The 22285-nt window shown below is 61.1% G+C and carries 15 protein-coding genes; 14 read left to right on the forward strand and 1 reads right to left on the reverse strand.

Annotated elements, in window-relative coordinates; all coding sequences use genetic code 11:
- Positions 1-143 precede the first annotated feature (143 nt).
- The gene (locus C2E25_RS13130; RefSeq protein ID WP_103116187.1) at positions 144-2684 is read right to left on the reverse strand and encodes a bifunctional aconitate hydratase 2/2-methylisocitrate dehydratase; all 2541 of its coding nucleotides are present in this window, start codon (positions 2682-2684) and stop codon (positions 144-146) included.
- Positions 2685-2954: 270 nt separating this feature from the next.
- Between C2E25_RS13130 and C2E25_RS17335 the strand changes: the two genes are divergently transcribed.
- From C2E25_RS17335 to C2E25_RS13195, 14 genes are all read left to right on the forward strand, one after another.
- Positions 2955-3206, forward strand: coding sequence for a hypothetical protein (locus C2E25_RS17335; protein ID WP_146032973.1), 252 nt, complete (start codon positions 2955-2957; stop codon positions 3204-3206).
- A gap of 62 nt (positions 3207-3268) precedes the next feature.
- Positions 3269-4471, forward strand: coding sequence for a hypothetical protein (locus C2E25_RS13135; RefSeq protein ID WP_103116188.1), 1203 nt, complete (start codon positions 3269-3271; stop codon positions 4469-4471).
- A gap of 6 nt (positions 4472-4477) precedes the next feature.
- Complete coding sequence (locus tag C2E25_RS13140) at positions 4478-6865, forward strand: DNA internalization-related competence protein ComEC/Rec2 (protein WP_103116189.1); 2388 nt, start codon at positions 4478-4480, stop codon at positions 6863-6865.
- Positions 6866-6955: 90 nt separating this feature from the next.
- Complete coding sequence (locus C2E25_RS13145; RefSeq protein ID WP_103116190.1) at positions 6956-8326, forward strand: diguanylate cyclase; 1371 nt, start codon at positions 6956-6958, stop codon at positions 8324-8326.
- Between the two features lie 2 nt (positions 8327-8328).
- Complete coding sequence (locus tag C2E25_RS13150; RefSeq protein ID WP_103116191.1) at positions 8329-10794, forward strand: tetratricopeptide repeat protein; 2466 nt, start codon at positions 8329-8331, stop codon at positions 10792-10794.
- Positions 10787-12214: an adenylate/guanylate cyclase domain-containing protein gene (locus C2E25_RS13155; RefSeq protein WP_158247262.1), complete on the forward strand. Its 1428-nt coding sequence runs from the start codon at positions 10787-10789 to the stop codon at positions 12212-12214. The genes C2E25_RS13150 and C2E25_RS13155 overlap by 8 nt, the downstream gene beginning before the upstream one ends.
- 175 nt (positions 12215-12389) lie before the next feature.
- Entirely contained in the window at positions 12390-13613 is a 1224-nt protein-coding gene (gene hisS, locus C2E25_RS13160) for a histidine--tRNA ligase (RefSeq protein WP_233189431.1), read from the forward strand.
- Between the two features lie 145 nt (positions 13614-13758).
- Positions 13759-15549 carry an aspartate--tRNA ligase gene (gene aspS, locus C2E25_RS13165; RefSeq protein ID WP_103116194.1) on the forward strand — a complete coding sequence of 597 codons (1791 nt, stop codon included), beginning with the start codon at positions 13759-13761 and terminating at the stop codon, positions 15547-15549.
- 62 nt (positions 15550-15611) lie between these two features.
- Positions 15612-16298, forward strand: a complete 687-nt coding sequence (locus C2E25_RS13170; RefSeq protein WP_158247263.1) for a LysM peptidoglycan-binding domain-containing protein — start codon at positions 15612-15614, stop codon at positions 16296-16298.
- Positions 16299-16559: 261 nt separating this feature from the next.
- A complete protein-coding gene (locus C2E25_RS13175; RefSeq protein WP_103116196.1) occupies positions 16560-18785 on the forward strand; it encodes an NADP-dependent isocitrate dehydrogenase in 2226 nt (741 codons plus the stop codon).
- A gap of 123 nt (positions 18786-18908) precedes the next feature.
- Positions 18909-19865: a malate dehydrogenase gene (gene mdh, locus C2E25_RS13180; RefSeq protein WP_103116197.1), complete on the forward strand. Its 957-nt coding sequence runs from the start codon at positions 18909-18911 to the stop codon at positions 19863-19865.
- Positions 19866-20089: 224 nt separating this feature from the next.
- Positions 20090-20290, forward strand: a complete 201-nt coding sequence (locus tag C2E25_RS13185; RefSeq protein ID WP_085011498.1) for a 4Fe-4S binding protein — start codon at positions 20090-20092, stop codon at positions 20288-20290.
- Between the two features lie 22 nt (positions 20291-20312).
- On the forward strand, positions 20313-21446 hold the full coding sequence (locus C2E25_RS13190) for a 2-oxoacid:acceptor oxidoreductase subunit alpha (RefSeq protein WP_103116198.1): 1134 nt from the start codon (positions 20313-20315) through the stop codon (positions 21444-21446).
- On the forward strand, positions 21446-22261 hold the full coding sequence (locus C2E25_RS13195; RefSeq protein WP_103116199.1) for a 2-oxoacid:ferredoxin oxidoreductase subunit beta: 816 nt from the start codon (positions 21446-21448) through the stop codon (positions 22259-22261). Before C2E25_RS13190 ends, C2E25_RS13195 begins: the two co-directional genes overlap by 1 nt.
- The last annotated feature ends 24 nt before the right edge of the window (positions 22262-22285 follow it).

The following is a 22285-nucleotide window of genomic DNA, read 5'->3' on the forward strand; positions in this document are numbered from 1 at the left end:
CCCCAAGTCATCCGGCAACCACCACAGTTGCCAGAACAGCGCCAGTCAAGGCGCTACGCGCCATGCCTGGCGCACAAACGAAAGGCCGCCCCAGGGTCAGGGGCGGCCTTTCGGGCCTTGTCAGGCATCACAAGCAAAAACCGTCAGGCGTTTTTGCCATAGCCGTCCATCTCGTCAAACTGCAAGTACTTGTAGATTTCATCCTTCTTCGGCGCAACCTTCTCGTTGTAGACGGCGAGATATTCGTCCGGGGTCGGCAGTTTGCCGAGGGTCGAGGTGACGGCGCCGAGTTCAGCGGAGCCGAGGTAAACCTTGGCACCGTTGCCGATCCGGTCGTCGAAGTTACGGGTCGAGGTCGAGAACATGGTTACGCCGTCCGGAACCCGCGCCTGGTTGCCCATGCAGAGAGAACAGCCGGCAATCTCAATCCGGGCGCCCATGGCGCTGAAAACCGAGAAAACAGCCTCTTCCTTGAGCTTGGCCTGGTCCATGCGGGTCGGCGGACAGACCCAGGTGCGGACACTCGGATTGAATTTCTGACCACGCCAGATCTCGGCGGCAGCCCGGAAATGGCCGATGTTGGTCATACAGGAACCGAGGAAGACATCGTTGATCTCGGTACCGGCGACCTCGGAAAGGACCTTGACATCATCCGGATCGTTGGGGCAGGCCAGGATCGGTTCGGTGATTTCAGCCAGGTCGATCTCGATCACGGCGGCATACTCGGCATTGCTGTCGGCCCTGAGCAGCTTGGGATCCTTGAGCCACTCCTTGACATCCTCAATCCGCCTGCGCAGGGTGCCGGCGTGCTGATAGCCCTCTTCAATCATCTTCTCCATCAGGGCGATGTTGGAACGCAGATAGGTGCAGACCGATTCTTCAGACAGCTGGATGCAACCGGCGGCGGCACTGCGCTCGGCAGCGGCGTCGGTCAGTTCGAAAGCCTGCTCGACGGAGAGGTTCGGCAGCCCTTCCATCTCCAGGATGCGACCGTTGAAGACATTGATCTTGTTCTTCTTCGGCACCGTCATCAGCCCCTGCTTGATGGCCCACAGGGGAATGGCGTTGACCGCGTCGCGCAGGGTGATGCCGGGGTTGAACTCACCCTTGAAGCGCACCAGCACCGATTCCGGCATGTCGAGCGGCATGAAACCGAGAGCGCCGGCGAAGGCGACCAGTCCGGAACCGGCCGGGAAACTGATGCCGACCGGGAAACGGGTGTGCGAATCACCACCGGTACCGACGGTATCGGGAACCAGCAGACGATTCAGCCAGGAGTGAATGACGCCGTCGCCCGGGCGCAGCGCGACCCCTTCCCGTTCGGCAATGAAGCCGGGCAGGTTCTTGTGCATCTTGACATCGGCCGGTTTCGGGTAGGCGGCGGTGTGGCAGAAGGACTGCATGAACATCGGCGACTGGAATTTCAGGCAGGCCAGCTCTTTCAATTCATCGGCGGTCATCGGGCCGGTGGTATCCTGGGAACCGACAGTGGTCATCTTCGGCTCACAGGCGGTGCCGGGCAGAATCCCCTCAACGCCGCAGGCGCGTCCGACCATCTTCTGCGCCAGCGAATAGCCCTGACCCGCCTTCGGGGTCGGATTGTCCGGCTGGGCAAAGATGTTGATTTCGTCCATGCCGAGCGCCTCCCGTGCCTGGGTGGTGACGCTGCGGCCGATGATCAGTGGAATACGGCCACCGGCACGGAATTCGTCGGGAACGGTATTCGGCTTGATCTCGAAGGTCGAAACCACCTTACCGGCCTCGTTGGTCACTTCCCCTTTGGCGGTGTTGATGGTGATGATGTCGCCCATGTTCATCTTGGTGACATCCATGCGCAACGGCAGGGCGCCGGAATCCTGGGCGGTGTTGAAAAAGATCGGCGCGATGACGCCGCCGATGATGACGCCACCGCGGCGCTTGTTGGGTACCGCCGGGATGTCCTCGCCGATGTGCCAGAGGACACTGTTGCAGGCCGACTTGCGGGAGGACCCGGTACCGACCACGTCGCCGACAAAAGCGACTTGGTGACCTTCGGCGCGCCACGTGGCGATCTCCTCGATGCCGCCGGGAAAGCGGGTCTTGCCCATCGCCAGGGCGTGCAGCGGGATATCGGGGCGGCTCCAGGCGTCACCGGCCGGGGAGAAATCGTCGGTGTTGATTTCACCTTCCACTTTGAAGACCTTGACGGTGATGGTCTCGGGCATCTCCGGCTTGCTGGTGAACCACTCGGCGGCGGCCCAGGACTCGGCCACCTTTTTGGCGGCGTCATGACTTTTGGCCAGTTCCAGCACCTGGGCGGCGGCATCGTAGACATAGGTCAGTCCGGAGAGCGCGCAGGCGGCCTCATCGGCCAGTTCAGCATCACTCAGCGCGCCGATCAGCGGCTGGACATTGTAGCCGCCGATCATGGTGCCGAGGATCTTGATGGCCTGAGACTTGCTGATCAGCGGGGACGACTTGACACCCTGCAGGATTTCGGCGAGGAACCCGGCCTTGACTTCGGCCGCCGGATCAACGCCCGGCGAGACCCGCTCGGTGAAGAGATTCAGCAGAAACTCCTCCTTGCCGGCCGGCGGATTCTGCAGCAGTTCACAAAGCTGGGCGGTCTGTTCGGGATTCAGCGGCAATGCGGGAATACCCAGCGCATTGCGCTCTTCTTCATGGCGCAGATAGGATTCAATCATGCTCTCTCCTCCAAGGAATGTTCCGGCGGCCGGACGCCGCCGCAGATAAGTGTGTCGAACCGGTTCCCCGATACACGCTGAAATGGCCTGCCTCTGTGCAGCATCGAAGGGATCAGAAATATTGCATACTGTATACGATCGTCAAAAGCTTTGTCAATCTGAAAACCGGGGGCGAAACAGGGCCCGAAGAGCTGTTCCGCTCAATGGTGTGACATATTCCGTCACGATACTGACAGAGACTGTCCGAAAGGATACAAAAGGAGGCCCGCCATGTTTGAACTCTTTTTTCTCTGCAGCCTGCTCGCCGTCGGTTTCAGCCAGTTGTTACCAGCCGGACCTGAGCCGAACGGCGACAGTGAACGCCCCCTGAAAGCTTCGGATAATCCGGAAAAATCGACGGCATCCAGACACAGAAGCCATCCCCGGACAAACGATGGCAGAAGAGTGGATGTTCACCGCCACCCTGGCGGCAAAGAACCGCGATCCGCTTTGCAAACCGCAGGCGATATGATACATGGGTAGTAGCCGAGCCGATTCTCGCCTGTCCCGGATTTCAGGCCGCCATTTCTTCGGAGGAGCTTTTCGTGATCAGAATCGTCACCCTGCTTTCCGTCCTTCTCACCCTGATCTGCGCCGGGTCGTCTGCCGCCCTGGCCGCCGCGGACAAACCCGCTACCTCCCCCGAAACAGCCGTTGCGCCACCTCCCGCCGCGGTCGACACCCCCGTTCCGACCCAGCGCGACTGGCTGAAAAACCTGATCGAGGGACTCGGCTGGGGATTCGGTCTACCGGACGAACCCGAAGATGCCGACTACCTGGCGATCGTCAGCGGCAGGCGCCGATTTCGCATTGAGGCCGAACAGGCGGTACCGTCGACGGAACCGGTATCGGTCAAAAACCTTCACAGTTACGGGCCATTCAGCGGCAGCGGCTGGGTCAGTGGAATCAGTACCCCGACCACCGCCAGGCTGCCCTTTCTGCTGCCGATAGGCGGTCGTTACCGGGTCAGTGTCACCCTGCGGCTTCCCGGTCATCAACTGACCATCGGCGGTCAACAGTTCAAAGCCGACGGCGGCGAACACTTTCGGCAGGTCGAACTCGGCGACGTCGAGTTGACCGCCGGACAGCAGGAGATCTCGGTAGCCCTGCCGCCGGACGGTGGAATCGATTACATCGAGCTGAAGGCCGCCAATCTGACTCCGATCGAACCGCCGGGAGGCTGGCAGCTTGACCGGCCGCTGACCCCCGAGGTTCTGGCGGTAACAACGATACAACTGCTCGACCTGCTTGACGATCTCCCTCCGCTCGATCAAGAGATTCAGGTTGAAGCGGAACAGATGACCCTGCCCGCGTCGGCCGAAAAAACCAGCGCCAGGCACCTGGGAGCGCCGAGCGGACAAGCGTGGGTGCGGGCCGGGGCCGCGGGATCGAAACTGAGCCTGACCTTCACCCCGCCCACGGCCGGTGTCTACCGCCTGGCGTTGCGTGCCATGGCCGGAGCATCAATCAAAACAATGCTTGATGACAGCTATCAACTGAACTGGGACTTCCCTCCCTACCTGGCGACCCGACAGGGCCCCAGCTTCTTTCTCGCCAGCCGCTCCCACCGGCTGGACCTGGCCCTGCCGCCACGCGCCGGGGTTGACACCCTTATCCTGACACCGCTGGCATCGTCCGGCGAAGACTTTCTCAACCTGAGCGGCCTGCGCAGCCTCGGCGAAACCATCCACTTCGCCGACCTGGACCGTCTGCTGCCGCTGCTGGCGCTGCTGGTCAATCCACGCTGATCGGCGGTGATTTCCCCGCTGCTGGCCAGCCTCTGCGGTGGTCTGTTCCTGGCCCCGCTCTTCGACCTGCCCGCGTGGTGGCCGGCACTGCCGACGTTCCTCGTTGTCGTCAGCCTGGTCGCCCGCCGACAGAGGTTGGCCCCCTGGTTGCTCTGCCTGGCCCTGGGCACCGCCGCCCCCCTCCTCTATCAACACGCCCTGAATCCACCGACGGAAAGCAACGATCTGCGCCGGCTGGCCGACGGGAAGCCACACATCCTTTCCGCCCGGCTGCTGCGCAGCAGTCGTAACAGCCGCGGGCGCTGGACCTTCGATCTCGGCCAGGTGGTTCTCCACGACCAGGGCAATCGCAGCTGCCGTGGGCATCTGCGGCTTTACGTCGACAACCTTGAACAAGGCCCGCCGCCGGGGTCGCGGGTGCAGTTCAGGAGCCGCCTGCGCCGTCCGCGCCAGTTTGGCATGCCCGGTGAATTCAACTATCCACGCCATCTGGCGAGCCAGGGCATCCGGGTCACCGGCTACCTGCACGACGGAACCGGCCTGGTGCGCTGGGCCGACAACGGTTCCCGCGGCTGGCGACAGCGCCTGGCCGGCAACAGGCAGGCCGCGGCGGACTGGCTGGACCAGCTGCTGCCGGCAACGCAGGCGCCCTTGGTCAAGGCGCTGCTGCTCGGCGACCGCAGTGACTTTTCCCCCCAACTACGCGACCGCATCAGCCGCACCGGCCTGGCCCACCTGCTGGCGATCTCAGGCCTCCATCTCGGCTTGCTGGCCTGGCTGCTCTATCAGCTTGGCCTCTTCCTCTACCGCCGCTCGACCCGGCTGCTGCTCTGGCAGGCTCCGGCCCGGGTGCTGCCGGCCCTGCTGATTCTTCCGCTTGCGCTCTACACCTTCTACACTGGCGAAGCCCTCTCCACCTGGCGGGCCCTGCTGATGTTCAGCCTGGCGGCGCTGCTGCTCCTCAGGGGCGAACGCCAACGCCCTCTTGACCTGCTGCAACTGGTCCTGCTCTGCCTGCTGCTGGTGCAACCGCTTGCGTTCTACGAACCCGGCCTGCAGCTTTCGGCAGCCGGGGTCGGCGGCATCCTGCTGCTGGTACCGCGCTGGAAGAGGTTCACCGCCCGCCTGCCGCGCCCGGCCCGGAAGATTATCGATGTTCCTCTGGCCACCCTGGCGGCCACCCTGACAACCGCCCCCCTGGTCGGACTCCACTTCCACCAGTTCATTCCCGCCGGTCTGGTCAGCAACCTGTTCGCCATCCCCCTGATCGGCTTTGTCGCTCTGCCGGTCGGACTGGCGGGTCTGCTGGGGCACCTGCTGCAGCTCCCCGGCAGCGATCAGGCCGCCGAACTTTCGGGCCGACTGCTGCAGACCACCCTGGACATGGGGGAACAGGTCAGTCGCTGGCCGCTGCTCTCCCCGACCCCCTGGTTCCCTGACCCCTGGCAGCTGGCTGCCGGTCTGGCACTGATTCTGGCAATCGTCTTCATCAGCCACGGTCGACAGCGAATCGGATTCAGCCTGCTGGCCGGCGGCCTGCTGCTCCTGAACCCGGCCCTGGCCTCCCCCCCGGGCGACCTCGCCGTGACCGCGTTCGCCGTCGGCCAGGGGGAGTCGCTGTTGTTGACCCGAGCGGACGGAAGCCGGATCCTGATCGACGGCGGCGGGCTGCGCAGCCGGTCCTTCGATGTCGGTGAACGCCTGCTGGCACCGGCTCTCGGCCGGCTCGGCATCCACCGGCTCGATGCCGTCATCCTGACCCATCCCCATCCGGACCACTATCGAGGCCTGGCGGCAGTACTGAAAAAAATCCCGGTGCGACGTTTCATCTCGGCCCTGACCAGCGACCGGCTGCCGGCTGAAATCACCGCTGCACTGCAGCCATCAACCGAAGTCGTGACCCTGCCACCCGGCTGGCACCAGGTAACAGTTCCCGCACGGCAGCCATTGCGCATCTGGGTTCCGCGGCAGGATGCAAAATCGACCAATGATCGATCCCTGGTTCTCTGCCAGGAGTTCGGCAACGACGGCGTTCTTTTTACCGGCGACCTGGAGGCCGGCGGCATTCACCGCCTGCTCGAAACCCTGCCGGAGTCCCGCATCACCCTGCTGAAACTGCCCCACCACGGCAGCCGGCATTCCGCGCCGAACGCGTTACTCGAACGGATCAATCCGCAACTGGCCCTGGTTTCGGCCGGGTACCACAACAGCTACAAGCTGCCCAGCACCATCGTGATCGATCTCTACCGGAAGCACGGCGTGCCGCTGCTGCGCACCGATCTGATGCATACTGTCCGCTGCCGCAGCGAAGGCCATGGCTGGAAGGCGCAATTCTGGTCTCGGGGGCGGTTCAGTTCACACCCGCCTGAGAATTCGGACCGAGTCGCGCGTTGACCGACCAACCCGCCACACCCCACTGATTCAGGATTTGACATAAATGCCGGATTTTGCTAGCGTCAGGGCTCTTGATTGGAGGGAAACCTGATGCCGGGCCCGACTGTTCTGGTGGTTGATGATGAACTCTTTTTTCGCCGCCTCTATGCTGAAATTCTGACTGAAGACGGATACTTGGTCGAAACCGTCGAATCGGGAGATGCCGCGCTGGGCCGCATTCGTCAGGGAGGCATCGATCTGGTACTGACCGATATGATTATGCCCGGTCTCGACGGCCTGGAAGTCCTGCGCCAAACCCGCGCCATGGAAAATCCTGCCGATGTTATTCTCGCCACCGGCCACGCCACCCTTGAAACAGCTATCCAGGCCCTGAAAAACGGTGCCCGCGACTACCTGATCAAACCCTTCAACCCGGAAGAACTCAGGCACCTGGTAAGAACCTGTCTTGAACAACGTCGACTGCTGGATGAAAACAGCCTGCTGAAAAGCCAGATCCGACTGTTCCAGAAGGGCCAGTCCCTGGCCGGCATCCTGGAAATCGAGCGATTACTCGCCCAGACCGTTGTCTCTCTGTCCAAGGAAATCGGTCCCAGTCGGGGTTTTGCCTTTCTCGGCAACAGCAACAGGGTCGAAAGACTTTTCGGCTGCCAGCAGATCGAAGAATTCCAGGCCAAATCCCTGGCCGAATTCCTGCGCGGGCACTTTGCCGACCTCGACCAGCCGCGCATCCTGACCTCCGGAGATATCCCGCCCGGTGCCGACTGGCCGCCGGACGTCCGCGACTGCTGCCTTTTCCCGCTGCGCAGCCAGAAGGCGATCAAGGGGATGCTGGTCCTGGTCAATGCCGAAGGCCGGCCTCTGCCGGATCCGCTGCCGCAAGAAAACCTTTATTTTCTCGCCGAACAGGCGGGGATCGCCTTCGACAACGCCTATCGCTACCAGGGGGCACGGGAACTGATCTATACCGATGATCTGACCGGGCTCTACAACCAGCGCTATCTTGATATCGTCCTCGAACAGGAAATCCGTCGGTCCGAACGCTACGGCCTCGAATTTTCGATCATCTTTCTCGACATCGACCGTTTCAAGGCCGTCAACGACACCCACGGCCATCTCTCGGGCAGCAAAGCTCTGAAGGAGGTGGCCGGGCTGCTGCGCAAATGCATCCGCGAGGTGGATGTTCCCTTCCGCTACGGCGGCGATGAATTTACCGCGCTGCTTGTCGAAACCGGCCTCGTAGGGGCACCGGTGGTGGCGGAACGGGTTCGTCGCACCATTGAGCAACACATCTTCCTGGCTGAAATCGGACAGGATTTCAAGCTCACCGCAAGTGTCGGCTATGCCACGTACCCGAAAGACGCCCAGGACAAAAGAGCGGTTCTCGAACTGGCTGACAAGGCCATGTACCTCGGTAAAAAGGTCCGTAACGTAACCCGCGGCGCGGGCGACCTCGATCGTTGACCATGTTAAGGATATCCGGCTTCTGCCTGTTGTTTCTGCTGTTGGCGGGACCACCCCTTCCGGCTGTCGAAATCGCCCCCTCGTCCCTCGCCGAAAAAACCATTCAACGCTATCGGCAGGCCCTCACGGTCGATCCGGACAATCTGTCGCTGCACTATTATCTGGGAGTCTCCCTGCTGATCGAAGGACGCGACCGGGATGCGATTACGGAATTCCGCTCCGCCTATCCCGGGTTCTCCGATTCGGTTGAGGCAAATTATAATTTCGCCCTCGCCCATACCCGCCTCGGCGACGCCGACAGTGCCCTGCTCTATCTCGAACGCGCCGAAGACCTCGGGGCGGCAAAGCAACCCGACCTCTTCCCGCTGACCAACCTCTACTTCAATCTCGCTCTTATCTACATCGACACCGATCAACCCGCGGACGCGATCCGCCTGCTGCACCGCATCATCACCCGTGCGGAAAACACGACCGAGGCGCGCCGGCTGCTCGGCGACCTCTATCTCGGACAGGGGCAGCCGGACAAGGCCGCCGAACAATGGCAGAACGTTCTGAAGGAACAGCCCGATGACAACATTGCCCGCACCGCCCTCTACAGTATCCGTTTCAACAAAGGGCTCAAGGCCCTGGGAACAAAACAGCCTGACGCCGCCCGCCAATTCTTTCTCCAGGCCCGGAAACTCGAACCCGACAGTGCCCTGTGCGGCTACTATCTCGGCTATCTCGCCTACCAGCGCCAGGACTACCCGGCCGCCATCGACCTGTTAACCCGTTCCGCGGCAACGATCCCGGACGATATGCAGAGCAGCCTGACCGCCATGGTCTATAACAGCGCGGCCGCCCTGCTGGATGCCGGGGAACCTGAAAAAGCGCGGCCGGCAGCCGATTTCCTGGGCCGGTCGCCCGATACCGAAACCCAGGCCCACTACCTGACCGGCAATATCCACCTGGCCCTGAAACAGTATCCACAGGCCCGCGAACAGTACCTGCAGGTCCTCGAACATGACCCGACCCATGTCGGCGCCAATCTCAACCTGCAGAAAGCCGACCAGGGCGCCTCGGAAACTTACTTCCAGCAGGGCCGCGCGCTGTATCGTCAGGGGAACCTGCCGGAGGCGATCAGGAAACTGGAAGCCGCCCTGCGCATCAATCCGGGACACGGCATGGCCCGCTCCTACCTCGACCAGAGCCGTCAGGACCTGCAAAAGGAAAGTTCGCGCCGGTTTGCCGCCGGGCAGGAGGCCCTGCAGGCCGGTCATCCGCGACAGGCCCTGGAAACCATCCGGCAAGGACTCAATCTGACGCCGGCAAATGAAGCCGGTCTGAAACTTGAGCAACAGGCGCTGGCTGCACTGGACAAACAGATCAGAACCCTGCTGGCTGATGCGGCCAGCCTGAAACAGGCCGGGTCGGACCGTGAAGCGGGCGATATTTACCGTCAGGTGCTGCAACTCGAACCGGACAATACCGCAGCCCGCCGGGGGATGGCTGACCTGGAGCAACAACGTAAGATCGAAGTGGACAACCTGATTGACAAAGGAGAGCGGGCGCTTGAGGACGGACGGCTGAGTGAGGCCCGTCGTGTTTACCGACAGGCCCTGACCATCTCCCCGCAGAACCGGACTGCCAATGCCGGCCTCGAACGCACCGAAGCGCTGGTCAGTTCACTGGTCTCCGAGGAACTGCACTGGGCCAGGCGAGCCCGCCAGGCGGGACAATTTTCAGTGGCGCACCGCCATTACCGGAAAGCCCTGCAGCTCAAACCGAACCCGCAGTTGAAGGCAGAATTGGCCGAGATGAAAAAAACGGCAGACCGGAAGGTCGGCAAACTGCTGAAAGCCGCCCATGCCGCAAGTGAGGCCGGTCAACTGAACAAGGCCCGCACCCTGCTCGCCAAAGCCGAAGCAGTGGCCCCGAACGACAGGACCATCGCCGATCGGCGCCGGGAGCTGGAAACCGATATCGCGTTACGTGTCCGCAGAAACCTGGCAACCGCCAGCGCGCAGAATTTAGCCGGCCAATACCAGGCCGCGTTGACCAGCTACCGCCGGGTGCTGGATCTCGACCCGGGCAACCCGCAGGCGGTCTCCGGACTCAAGCAGAGCCGCAAGGCTCTCGCCGGACAGCTCCGCGAGCTGGTCGCCAAAGCCACCCGTGCCATTGATCAGGGCGACTACATGACCGCCGCCAGGGCCCTGGAAAAAGCCCGCGGCATTGACCCCTACGACACCGCCGCCGGGAAACAGCTGCAGCGGCTGAAAACGATTCGGAAAGAGGGGCTGGAACCGGAAGATGCCCAGCAACTCTATCTGGAAGGCATCGAACTTTATACCAGCGGCCACTACCGGGATGCCATCACCCGCTGGCAACAGGTCCTGACCCTGCAGCCGCAACATGAAAAAGCCCGTCTCAATATCGAAAAAGCCGAGCGCAAGCTGGCCCAGCTCAAGGCGTTCAGCAATGGCTGATACCGGTCTTTTCGCCAGTCTGCGTTTCAAGTTCGCCCTGCTGCTGGCACTTTTCGGCGGCTTGCTGATGCTGTCCGTGGTCGTGCTGCTGGAACAGAATATCCGTCACTCCCTCTACCGTGAAAACATCGACAAAGGACTCGGCATTGCCCGGGCGATTGCCTTCAATGCCGAAGACCCGCTGCTGACCGGAGATGACCTGTATCTCTTTTCGGCGGTCAAAAATGCCCGCAAGGCTCCCGGTATCGATTACGCGCTGGTGGTCGACCTCAAAGGGAAAATCCGCGCCGCCGATGACGTGGGCAGGGTCGGCAGAAACTTCACGTCCAGCCCTCGAAATGAAGTTGTCAAACAGGGCGAACGCTACCGGGTCATCCGTATTATCGGCAGCAGAGATGCCGTTCTTGACCTGCAGGTTCCGGTCTACTCGGTGGCAGAAACCCCGGTGCTGCTGGGGGAGATACACCTCGGCTTGTCTGAAACCCCCATCCGCAATGAAATCCTCGCCATGCGTTACCGAATGGCGCTGCTGGCCCTGGTGGCACTCTTTGCCGGTTCAATCGCCGCCTTTATTCTCGCCGGATTTTCCATTCGCCCGGTACTGGCCCTGGTCAAGGGGGTTAAGGCCATCGGCGAAGGGAATCTCGATCAGCACATTGACCTGAAGCGGCGTGACGAAATCGGCGTTCTGACCACGGCGTTCAACGACATGGCCGCCAGCCTGCGGGAAAAAGAGTTCATCAAGAACACCTTTGAACGCTACCTCAGCAAGCCCCTGACCAAGATCATTCTCGAACATCGGGATGACATCAAGCTCGGCGGGGAAGAAAAAGAGGTCAGCATCCTCTTTTCAGATATCCGCCGCTTCACCACTCTTGCCGAACGGCTCCCGCCGGCACAGATTCTCGAATTGCTGAACGCCTACTTCACCACCATGATCGACATCGTCGTCGACAACGAAGGCATGGTCGACAAACTGATGGGCGACTCGGTCATGGCCCTGTTCGGAGCTCCGATCAGCCTCGGCAACGATCCGCTGAGGGCGGTGCAGTGCGCCCTCGACATGCAGCGCGCGGTCATCGATTTCAACCGCGCGCAGACGGAAAAGGGGTTGCCGGCCCTGGAAATGGGTATCGGCATCAATACCGGCCCGGTGGTCGCCGGCAACATCGGCTCGGCCCGGCGAATGGAATATACGGTCATCGGGGACAACGTCAATGTCGCCGCCCGCCTGCAGGGATTGGCAGGGCCCGGTGAAATCCTCATCTCGGCCGCGACCTGGGAGAGGGTACGGGACCAGGTGGAGGCAACCGCCATGCCGCCGATGACCTTGAAAGGCAAGGAACACCCGGTTGATGTCTACCGTGTCGACGGCCTGCGATTTACCGCCGAGGACGAAACCGGTTGCGACAGAGCTTAGCCGACAGCCTTGATGCTTTTTTGCGAAAGCATCAGACTTGACAAGCAGCCCGGCTGCGACGATGATAGTGCCCCGCCGCCCGCCACCAGGCGGGCGGCCTGTTTTCAGCCTGATTCAGGCTCAGGTCCATCCGCTCAGCAAGGAGAACCACGTGAGTATCACAGGCGTCAAAGGGATGAATGATATCCTGCCTGCCGACAGCCCGGTCTGGCAGGAACTGGAAGAGACGGCCCGCAGGGTTTTTTCCACTTACGGGTTCCGTGAAATTCGTGTGCCGGTGGTTGAAAAAACTGAACTCTTTTGCCGTTCCATCGGCGAAGCCACCGATATTGTCGAAAAGGAAATGTACACCTTCACCGACAAGGGGGGGCATTCGCTGACCCTGCGTCCGGAGGGCACGGCGCCGGTCATGCGCGCCTTTATCCAACACAAGCTGCATGCCGCCGACCCGATCGCCAAGCTTTACTATTGCGGCCCCATGTTCCGTCACGAACGTCCGCAAAAAGGGCGCTACCGCCAGTTTCACCAGATCGGCGCCGAGGTCATCGGTGTCGACGATCCGAAAATCGATGCCCAGCTGCTGGCCATGCTGGTGAATTATTTCGATGAAGTCAGCATCGATGACGTTGAGCTGCAGATCAACTCACTCGGCTGTCCCGAATGCCGACCCGGCTACCGCCAGGCCCTGGTCACGTTCATCGAACAACGACTCGACAGTCTGTGTGACGATTGTCGTCGTCGCTATCGCAACAACCCGCTGCGGACCCTTGACTGCAAGGTTCCCGGCTGTCGCCAGGCAACCCTCGACGCACCCTCGGTGCTCGATCACCTCTGCGGCGGGTGCGAGGACCATTTCGCCCGGGTCCGCCGCTACCTGAAAAATCTGCGGCTGCCGTTTGCCGTCAACCCGCGCATGGTCCGCGGTCTTGATTACTACTGCAAAACCACCTTCGAGCTGCTGACCAACCGCCTCGGCTCCCAGAGCGCTGTTGCCGCCGGAGGACGCTATGACGGGCTGATCAGGCAACTCGGCGGCCCCGACCTGCCAGGTATCGGCTTCGCCATGGGACTTGAGCGCCTGGTGCTGCTCAAGGAGACTGCCGACCGGGAGCATCCCGCTCCCGCCCTGTTCATCGCCGGACTCGGCGAAGCGGCGGCCGACGAGGCTTTCCGGCTGATGTCGCTTATGCAGCGTTCCGGAATCGAAGTGGAAATGGATTACCAGGGCCGCAGTCTCAAGGCCCAGTTGCGCCGGGCCGACAAACTCGGAGCAGCGCAAGTGCTGATTATCGGCGAGGATGAGCTGGCCCGCGGCAGCGCCCAGTTGCGCACCATGGCCGACGGCAGCCAGCAGGAGGTTCGTCTCGACATCGATACCCTGCGGACACTTTTCACCTGACAGGTCGATGAAAAACGTCCATCTGCGGCGTTGCCCTCGTCCTGCCATTGGTCTTGACGCCCTGAACGGGCATTTTTTATAATGAGTAATTCGCCCGCAAGGGCGGCTGCACCCAACATATCGACTCTTTCGGAGGACATATTCCGTGAACGACACTCTTGGCAGCTGGAAACGCACCCATTACTGCGGCGACCTGCGCGCCGATCATATCGGCGACAAGGTCTGCATCATGGGCTGGGTGCAGCGCCGCCGCGACCACGGCGGGCTGATCTTCATCGACCTTCGCGACCGGACCGGCATCGTCCAGCTGGCCCTCGACCCGGATCGCGACCCGGAAGCGCACACCAAGGCTGACCGGGTCCGCAATGAATGGGTTATCGCCGCCATCGGCACCGTCTCTCATCGTCCGGAAGGGACGGTCAACCCGAAGATGAAGACCGGCGAGGTCGAAATCGAGATTTCCGAACTGCGCATCCTCAACCAGGCCAAGACCCCGCCTTTCATGCTCGATGAATATACCGATGTCGCCGAGAACCTGCGACTGAAGTATCGTTATCTTGATCTGCGCCGACCAACGGTGCAGCGCTGCCTGATGATGCGCCACCAGGTCACCCGCACGGTGCGCAACTACCTCGACGAACAGGGGTTTCTTGACATTGAAACCCCGGTACTGACCAAGAGTACTCCGGAGGGCGCCCGCGACTACCTGGTGCCGAGCCGGGTCAGTCCCGGTCAGTTCTATGCCCTGCCGCAGTCTCCGCAATTGTTCAAACAGCTGCTGATGGTGTCCGGTTTCGACCGTTACGCCCAGATTGTAAAATGCTTCCGTGACGAGGATTTGCGCGCCGACCGGCAGCCGGAGTTCACCCAGATCGACTGCGAGATGAGTTTTGTCGACCGCGACGACGTGATGGACATTATGGAAGCCATGATCGCCCGTGTCTTCAAGGAAACGATCAACGTCGAACTGAGCCTGCCGATGCCGCGCATGGCCTACGCTGAGGCGATCGACCGCTACGGCGTCGACAACCCCGACCTGCGCTTCGACCTCGAACTGGTCGAAATCACCGACATCGTCCGGGGCTGCGGGTTCAAGGTCTTCGCCGACGTGGCCGGCAGCGGCGGCATGGTCAAGGCGATCAATGTCAAGGGCGGCTCCGGCCTGTCACGCAAGGAACTGGATGATCTGACCGGATTCGTTGCCAATTACGGTGCCAAGGGCCTGGCCTGGGTGAAGATGACCGCCGACGGCTGGCAGTCGCCGATCGCCAAGTTCTTCCAGCCCGAGGAACTGCGGGCAATCGAGCAGGCTCTCGGTGCCGCCGAAGGCGACCTGCTGCTGTTCGTCGCCGACAAACCGGCCACCACCAACCAGGCTCTCGGCCGCCTGCGTCAGCACCTGGGACAGAAACTGGACCTGGTCAAAAAGGGCGACTTCCGTTTCGTCTGGATTACCGATTTTCCCCTGCTCGAATGGGACGAAGAGCAGAAGCGCCATGTTGCCGTCCACCATCCTTTCACCGCGCCGCTCGATGAGGACATCCCGCTGCTCGACAGCGATCCGGGAAAGGTCCGGGCCAAGGCCTACGATCTGGTTCTGAACGGCAGCGAAATCGGCGGCGGATCGATCCGTATCCACGATCAGGCGATCCAGCAGCGCATGTTCAACCTGCTCGGTATCGATGACGAAGAGGCGCAGCTCAAATTCGGTTTCCTGCTCGACGCGCTCAGCTACGGAGCTCCCCCGCACGGCGGCATCGCCTTCGGCCTTGACCGGCTGACCATGATCCTCGCCGGCACCGACTCGATCCGCGACGTGATTGCCTTCCCGAAAACCCAGAAGGCAACCTGCCTGCTGTCAGAGGCCCCCGGAGAAGTCGACCCGGTCCAGCTGCGCGACCTCGGCATCCGGCTGGCGGCGCGCGCTAAATCCTGAACCATGCGGCGTCCCCCTCTCCCGGCGGGGGGACGCTTCCTCATCACCGGCTGACAATGCCCATGCTGCGACCACTTCGAAAGCTGCTGCCCGCAATCGTATCCCTGATCATCCTGCTGGCGGGGTGCGCCAAGCCGCCGCAGGCGGAACTGGCAGCCGCCCGCCAGGCTGTCGCCAGGGCCTATGCCGCCGGCGCGATGGAACTGGCCGGGGATGACTACCAGGCGGCCCGCGCGGCGTTGCGCAATGCTGAACGACTCAGCGATCGAGGTGAATACAAAGCGGCCCGTGATATTCTTTCGACGGCAGAAGCGCAGGCAAAACTGGCGGCCGCAACGGCAAGGGAGAAACGTGCCCACATTGAACGGGAACGCCTGAAAAAGAAACAGCTTGAGGAACTGCGTCGCCAACGGGAACTCGCGGCGCAGAAAAAGAAACACCGTCGGGCCGCCAAAACGAAGCCGAAACCCAAACCGGAGCCGCCCGCCCCCGTCAACCACTATACGGTCAAAGCCGGCGAAACCCTGTGGCAGATCGCCGCCCGACCCGAAGTCTATAACGACGAACTGCTCTGGCCCCTGCTCTACAAATCGAACCGCGACCAGATCACGGACCCGCGCAAAATCTATACGGGCCAGGAATTGATCGTTCCCCGCAAACTCACCACCGACGACAAGAACGCGGCGCGGGCGGAAGCCCGTACCAGCGGCATTTATCCCCTGCCCGGGAAACTGGCTCCAACCAACTGACTTCCCTAAGAAGCCCCCTTTTCACCGCTCCGAGCGACCGTCGCCGAAGCTTCCTCCGAAATGCCGTTTGAGGTAGTGACGCGGGGGCTGATTTCCCCTTGACAGGTCCAAAACCCTTGTATACTGTATACACTCTTTCGAGAACAGTGGGCAACTGCATCCATTCTACCCGAAAGACGAAAAAAACGTCGTTTAACAGGTCATTCAGTCTTCCATGTGGCCACGGGCCCACCCAAGACCAGACTTACCAAGGAGAGAGACATGGCATCAAAAATTATCTGGACCAAAATTGACGAGGCTCCGGCACTGGCGACCTATTCGCTGCTGCCGATTGTCAAAGCCTTCACCAAGGGCACCGGTATCGACGTCGAAACCAGCGACATCTCGCTGGCCGGCCGCATCCTCGCAACCTTCCCCGACAACCTGACCGAAGAACAGAAGATCGCGGACAACCTGGCGTTCCTCGGGGACCTGGTCAAAAAGCCGGAAGCCAACATCATCAAGCTGCCGAATATCAGTGCCTCGGTACCGCAACTCAAGGAAGCAATCGCCGAACTTCAGTCGCAGGGCTACAACCTGCCGGACTACCCGGAAGAGCCGAAGACTGAAGAAGAAAAAGCCATCCAGGCCCGGTATGCCAAGTGCCTCGGCAGCGCCGTCAACCCGGTGTTGCGTGAAGGAAACTCCGATCGTCGTGCCGCCACCTCAGTCAAGATGTTCGGCCAGAAGAACCCCCACCGGATGATGAAACCCTTCCCGAGCGATTCCAAGGCCCATGTTGCGCACATGAATGACGGCGATTTCTACGCCAATGAAAAGTCGGTGACTGTCGACAAGGGCGGCGATTTCAAGATCGAGCTGGCCGGCAAAGACGGCAACACCACCATCCTCAAGGACGGTCTCACCTCACTGGACGGCGAGATTCTCTCCGGCTCCTTCATCAGCAAAAAGGCCCTGCGCGCCTTCTACGCCGAGCAGATTGCCGATGCCAAAGAGCAGGGGGTCCTGCTGTCTCTGCACCTCAAGGCGACCATGATGAAGGTTTCCGATCCGATCATGTTCGGCCACGCGGTTTCGGTCTTCTTCGAAAAAGCCCTGAGCAAACACGCCGACACCCTGAAAGAGATCGGCTTCAACCCCAACCAGGGGCTGGGCGATCTTTACAGCCGTCTGCCGAACCTGCCGGAAGCGAAACAGGCCGAGATCAAGGCCGACATCGAAGCGGTCTACAAGGAGCAGCCTGAACTGGCGATGGTCAACTCGGCCAAGGGAATCACCAACCTGCATGTTCCGAACGACGTCATCATCGATGCCTCGATGCCGGTCGTCGTTCGTGACGGCGGAAAAATGTGGGGCCGCGACGACCAGTTGCATGACACCAAGGCGATGATCCCCGACCGTTGCTACGCCCAGTTCTACCAGGTGGCCCTGGAGGACTGCAAAAAGAACGGCGCTTTCGATCCGGCCACCATGGGCAGCGTCGCCAATGTCGGCCTGATGGCACAGAAAGCCGAGGAATACGGTTCCCACCCGACCACTTTTGAAATTCCGTTCGACGGAACCGTTCGAGTCCTCGACGCCTCCGGCAACGTGCTGATGGAACACGCCGTCGAAACCGGCGATATCTGGCGCCTGTCGCGTGCCAAGGATATCCCGATCCAGGACTGGGTCAAACTGGCGGTCACCCGCGCCAAAGCCAGCGGCGAACCTGCCATCTTCTGGCTCGACGAAAAACGCGGCCACGATGCCCAGATGATCGCCAAGGTTGAAAAGTACCTCAAGGATCACGACACCAGCGGCCTCGACATCCGCATCATGGCACCGATCGAGGCGATGAAATTCTCCTGCGAGCGGGTCCGCAAGGGGCTGAACACCATCTCGGTGACCGGCAACGTGCTGCGCGACTACCTGACCGACCTGTTTCCGATTCTCGAACTCGGCACCAGCGCCCGGATGCTCTCCATTGTCCCGCTGCTGGCCGGTGGCGGCCTGTTCGAAACCGGCGCCGGCGGCTCCGCCCCCAAGCATGTTCAGCAGTTCCTTGAAGAAGGGCACCTGCGTTGGGATTCCCTCGGAGAATACTGCGCGCTGGTCCCCTCGCTGGAGATGATCGCCGACAAGCACGGCAACCCGAAAGCCACAGTGCTGGCCGAAACCCTCGACCAGGCGATCATGAACTACCTGGAAAACCAGAAACTGCCGTCACGCAAGGTCAACGAACTCGACAACCGCGGCAGCAGCTTCTACCTCGGTTTCTACTGGGCCAAGGCACTGGCCACCCAGAACAAGGATGCGGAACTCAAGGCCCGCTTCACCGAGGTGGCCGCCGAACTGGAGAAGAACGTCGAGAAGATCGATGCCGAGTTGCTGGCTGCCCAGGGAGCGCCGGTCGACATCGGTGGTTATTATCACGCCGATGAGGCCAAAACCGAGGCGGCGATGCGGCCCAGCGCCACACTCAACGCCATTATCGACGCAATCTCTTGACAGCCCCCGGAGCCGTGTATACTGTGGGCACTGCTGACATTTCCGGCTCCGGATTTCAGCCCTGTTCGCACCAGTGCCGGCCCCTCTGGGGCCGGCGAAATAAATCCCAAAGGAGAGAGAAAAATGGCTAGACCCAAAATTGCATTGATCGGTGGTGGTCAAATCGGTGGTGTTCTCGCTCAACTCGCCGCGCTGCGTGAACTCGGCGATGTCGTCATGTTCGACATCGTTGAAGGCATGCCCCAGGGAAAGATGCTCGATATCGCTGAAGCGTCCCCGGTTGACGGCTTCGACGTCGAACTCAAGGGCGCCAACGACTACAAGGATATTGCCGGCGCCAACGTCGTCATCGTCACCGCCGGCCTGCCGCGCAAACCCGGCATGAGCCGCGATGACCTGATCGAGGTCAACTCCAAGATCATGACCTCGGTTGCCGAAGGCATCCGTGACAATGCTCCCGACGCGTTCGTTATCGTCATCTCCAATCCCCTCGACGCCATGGTCACCCTCTGCCGCAAGGTTACCGGTTTCCCGTCCAACCGTGTCATGGGTCAGGCCGGCGTACTCGACTCGGCCCGATTCCAGGCCTTCATCGCTTGGGAACTGGGTGTTTCGGTCAAGGATGTCAACGCCATGACCCTCGGCGGCCACGGCGACACCATGGTGCCGCTGATCCGTTACGCCTCGGTCAACGGCATTCCGGTCATGGAACTGCTGGAAAAAAAATACGGCAGCGCCGAAAAAGCCAAAGAAGTCATGGACGCCATGGTCAAGCGCACCAAGGGTGCCGGCGGCGAAGTTGTCGCCCTGCTGAAGACCGGCAGTGCCTTCTACTCCCCGGCTTCCTCGGCTATCGCCATGGCCGAGTCGATCCTCAAGGACCAGAAACGGGTCCTGCCGACCTGCGCCATGCTCAACGGCGAGTTCGGTGTTGACGGCTACTATGTCGGCGTCCCCTGTGTTCTCGGCGCCGGCGGGGTCGAAAAAATCATCGAATTCAGCCTCGATGCCGAAGAGCAGGCCCAGTTCGACAATTCCGTCAACGCGGTCAAGGGTCTGGTCGACAGCCTCGGCCTCTGATGCCCTGTTGACGTTGAAAACCGCAAAGAAGGGCAATGGTTACATTGCCCTTCTTTGCTTTTCCGCGCGGAGAAATTTCAATCAGGCTGTAACAACCCTTCAATCTGCCTGAAAAGCGGCATAACGCAGACACTATTTCTTGTTTCAAATCCGCCGTTTGTGGTACCATTCCGCCGTTTTGACCCGCTCCGCCGGAGCCATCTACAAAAAGGAGACAGACAGGAATGAGCAAGGCCAAAGGTAAGCTCGAGGTCATCGAGAAATATTGCAAAGGCTGCAGCATCTGCGTGGAGTTCTGCCCCACCAAGGTCTTGGCCATGGACGCCTTTACCGTCAAGGTGGCCAATCCGGATGCCTGCATCGCCTGCATGCAGTGCGAACTGCGCTGCCCGGATTTCGCTATCAAAGTCGAAAAAATTGCCTAACCACTAGAGGAGGTTTCGACCAGTGGCTAAAAAAGTTGCTCTGATGCAGGGGAATGAGGCTTGTGCCCACGGCGCGCTGTACGCCGGGTGCAACTTCTTCGCCGGCTATCCCATCACTCCCTCGACCGAAGTGGCCGAGGTATTGTCCAACGAACTGCCGAAAGTCGGCGGCAAATTTATCCAGATGGAAGACGAAATTGGTGCGACCGCAGCGCTCATCGGCGCGGCCCTGACCGGCGCCAAAGCGCTCGACGCCACCTCCGGTCCGGGCATGTCCCTTAAGCAGGAGTTGATCGGCTATGCCTGCATCGCCGAAGTCCCCTGCGTCATCGTCAATGTCCAGCGTGGCGGTCCTTCAACCGGCATGCCGACCGGCCCCGGCCAGTCCGATATGCAGCAGGCGATGTGGGGCACCCATGGCGACCATGCCGCCATCGCAATCTCTCCAGCCTCCTGCCAGGAGATCTACGAGGAGACGGTCCGCGCTTTCAATCTGGCCGAAAAATACCGCATGCCGGTCCAACTGCAGCTCGATGAAATCTGCGCCCACATGCGTGAGCCGGTCACCTTCCCTGAACCAGGCGAACTCGAAGTTATCGATCGCGAAGCACCGACTGTCAGCCCCGAAGACTACAAACCCTACGATGACAGCCAGGGACAGATTCCGCCGCTGGCATCCTTCGGCAGTGGCTACCGCTACCATGTCACCGGCCTGAACAAGGCGGCGGACGGCTTCCCGACCACCAAGGCGGAACTGGTTGACGCCGAGGAACGCCGGCAGATCGCCAAGGTGATGGACAACCTCGACGACATCCTGAAGAACGAGGAATACCAGCTCGAAGATGCCGAAGTGGTGCTGTTTGCATACGGCTCGACCAGCCGCAGCGCCCGCTACGCGGTCAATGAACTGCGCAAGGAAGGCATCAAAGCTGGCCTGTTCCGTCCCATCACTGTCTGGCCTTTCCCGGATGAACGGGTCGCGGAACTGGCCGAACAGGCCAAGGCGATTGTCTGCCCGGAAATGAACCTCGGACAGATGGTCCGTGAAGTCGAACGCGTTGCCAAGGGTGCCTGTCTCGTCAGCCACATCGGCCGCGTTGATGGTGAGCCGATCAATCCCGGCCAAATTATCGACCGGGTGAAGGAGGTGCTGTAATGGCATACGATTACGAGAAGTCAATCCGTCCGGGCAAGCTCCCCCATATCTGGTGCCCCGGTTGCGGTCATGGGATCATTATGAAGGGCCTGATCCGGGCTATGGACAGCTGTGAACTGGATCTGAAAAATACCGCCGTGGTCTCCGGCATCGGCTGCGCCAGCCGCCTGCCCGGCTACCTCGACGCCTGCACCCTGCACACCGCCCACGGCCGGGCCGCAGCCTTCGCTACCGGCGTCAAGATGGCCAAACCGGAAATGACCGTGCTGGTGGTCGGCGGCGACGGCGACGGCACCGCCATCGGCGGCAACCACTTTATCCATGCCTGCCGCCGCAACATCGACATCACCTATATCGTCATGAACAACAATATCTACGGCATGACCGGCGGCCAGTTCTCGCCCTGCACACCGACCGGGGCGATGGCTTCAACCACCCCCTACGGCAACCCCGATCCGACCTTCGATATCAGCAAGCTGGCGATCGGCGCAGGGGCCACCTTCGTCGCCCGCGGCACCGCTTTTCACGCTACCCAGATTGATAAGCTGATTGCCGAAGGCATCCGCCACAAGGGTACGGCGGTGATCGAGATCCTCGATGACTGCCCGACCACCTATGGCCGCCGCAACAAGTTCCGCTCCGTGGTCGACATGATGAAGCGTCTCAAGGACATCGCTGTTCCGGTGGCCGCAGCCGCCAAAATGACCCCCGAGCAACTTGAAGGCAAGGTCCTCACCGGTGTTCTCTACAAGGAAGAACGTCCTGAGTACACCGAGCAGTACGCCCAGGTTATTGCCAAGGCGCAAGGCGCCTGATCCCAGCTGAAGGAGAATTGAACC

This window comes from Geothermobacter hydrogeniphilus (assembly GCF_002898515.1).
Taxonomy (GTDB): domain Bacteria; phylum Desulfobacterota; class Desulfuromonadia; order Desulfuromonadales; family Geothermobacteraceae; genus Geothermobacter_A.

Bases quoted from the DNA above. Each gene is read 5' to 3' on its own strand.
- C2E25_RS13145 (WP_103116190.1), top strand. From the start codon at position 6,956: ATGCCGGGCCCGACTGTTCTGGTGGTTGATGATGAACTCTTTTTTCGC.
- C2E25_RS13150 (WP_103116191.1), top strand. From the start codon at position 8,329: ATGTTAAGGATATCCGGCTTCTGCCTGTTGTTTCTGCTGTTGGCGGGA.
- C2E25_RS13185 (WP_085011498.1), top strand. From the start codon at position 20,090: ATGAGCAAGGCCAAAGGTAAGCTCGAGGTCATCGAGAAATATTGCAAA.
- mdh (WP_103116197.1), top strand. From the start codon at position 18,909: ATGGCTAGACCCAAAATTGCATTGATCGGTGGTGGTCAAATCGGTGGT.
- C2E25_RS13195 (WP_103116199.1), top strand. From the start codon at position 21,446: ATGGCATACGATTACGAGAAGTCAATCCGTCCGGGCAAGCTCCCCCAT.
- hisS (WP_233189431.1), top strand. From the start codon at position 12,390: ATGAATGATATCCTGCCTGCCGACAGCCCGGTCTGGCAGGAACTGGAA.
- C2E25_RS17335 (WP_146032973.1), top strand. From the start codon at position 2,955: ATGTTTGAACTCTTTTTTCTCTGCAGCCTGCTCGCCGTCGGTTTCAGC.
- C2E25_RS13175 (WP_103116196.1), top strand. From the start codon at position 16,560: ATGGCATCAAAAATTATCTGGACCAAAATTGACGAGGCTCCGGCACTG.
- C2E25_RS13130 (WP_103116187.1), bottom strand. From the start codon at position 2,684: ATGATTGAATCCTATCTGCGCCATGAAGAAGAGCGCAATGCGCTGGGT.
- C2E25_RS13170 (WP_158247263.1), top strand. From the start codon at position 15,612: ATGCTGCGACCACTTCGAAAGCTGCTGCCCGCAATCGTATCCCTGATC.
- C2E25_RS13155 (WP_158247262.1), top strand. From the start codon at position 10,787: ATGGCTGATACCGGTCTTTTCGCCAGTCTGCGTTTCAAGTTCGCCCTG.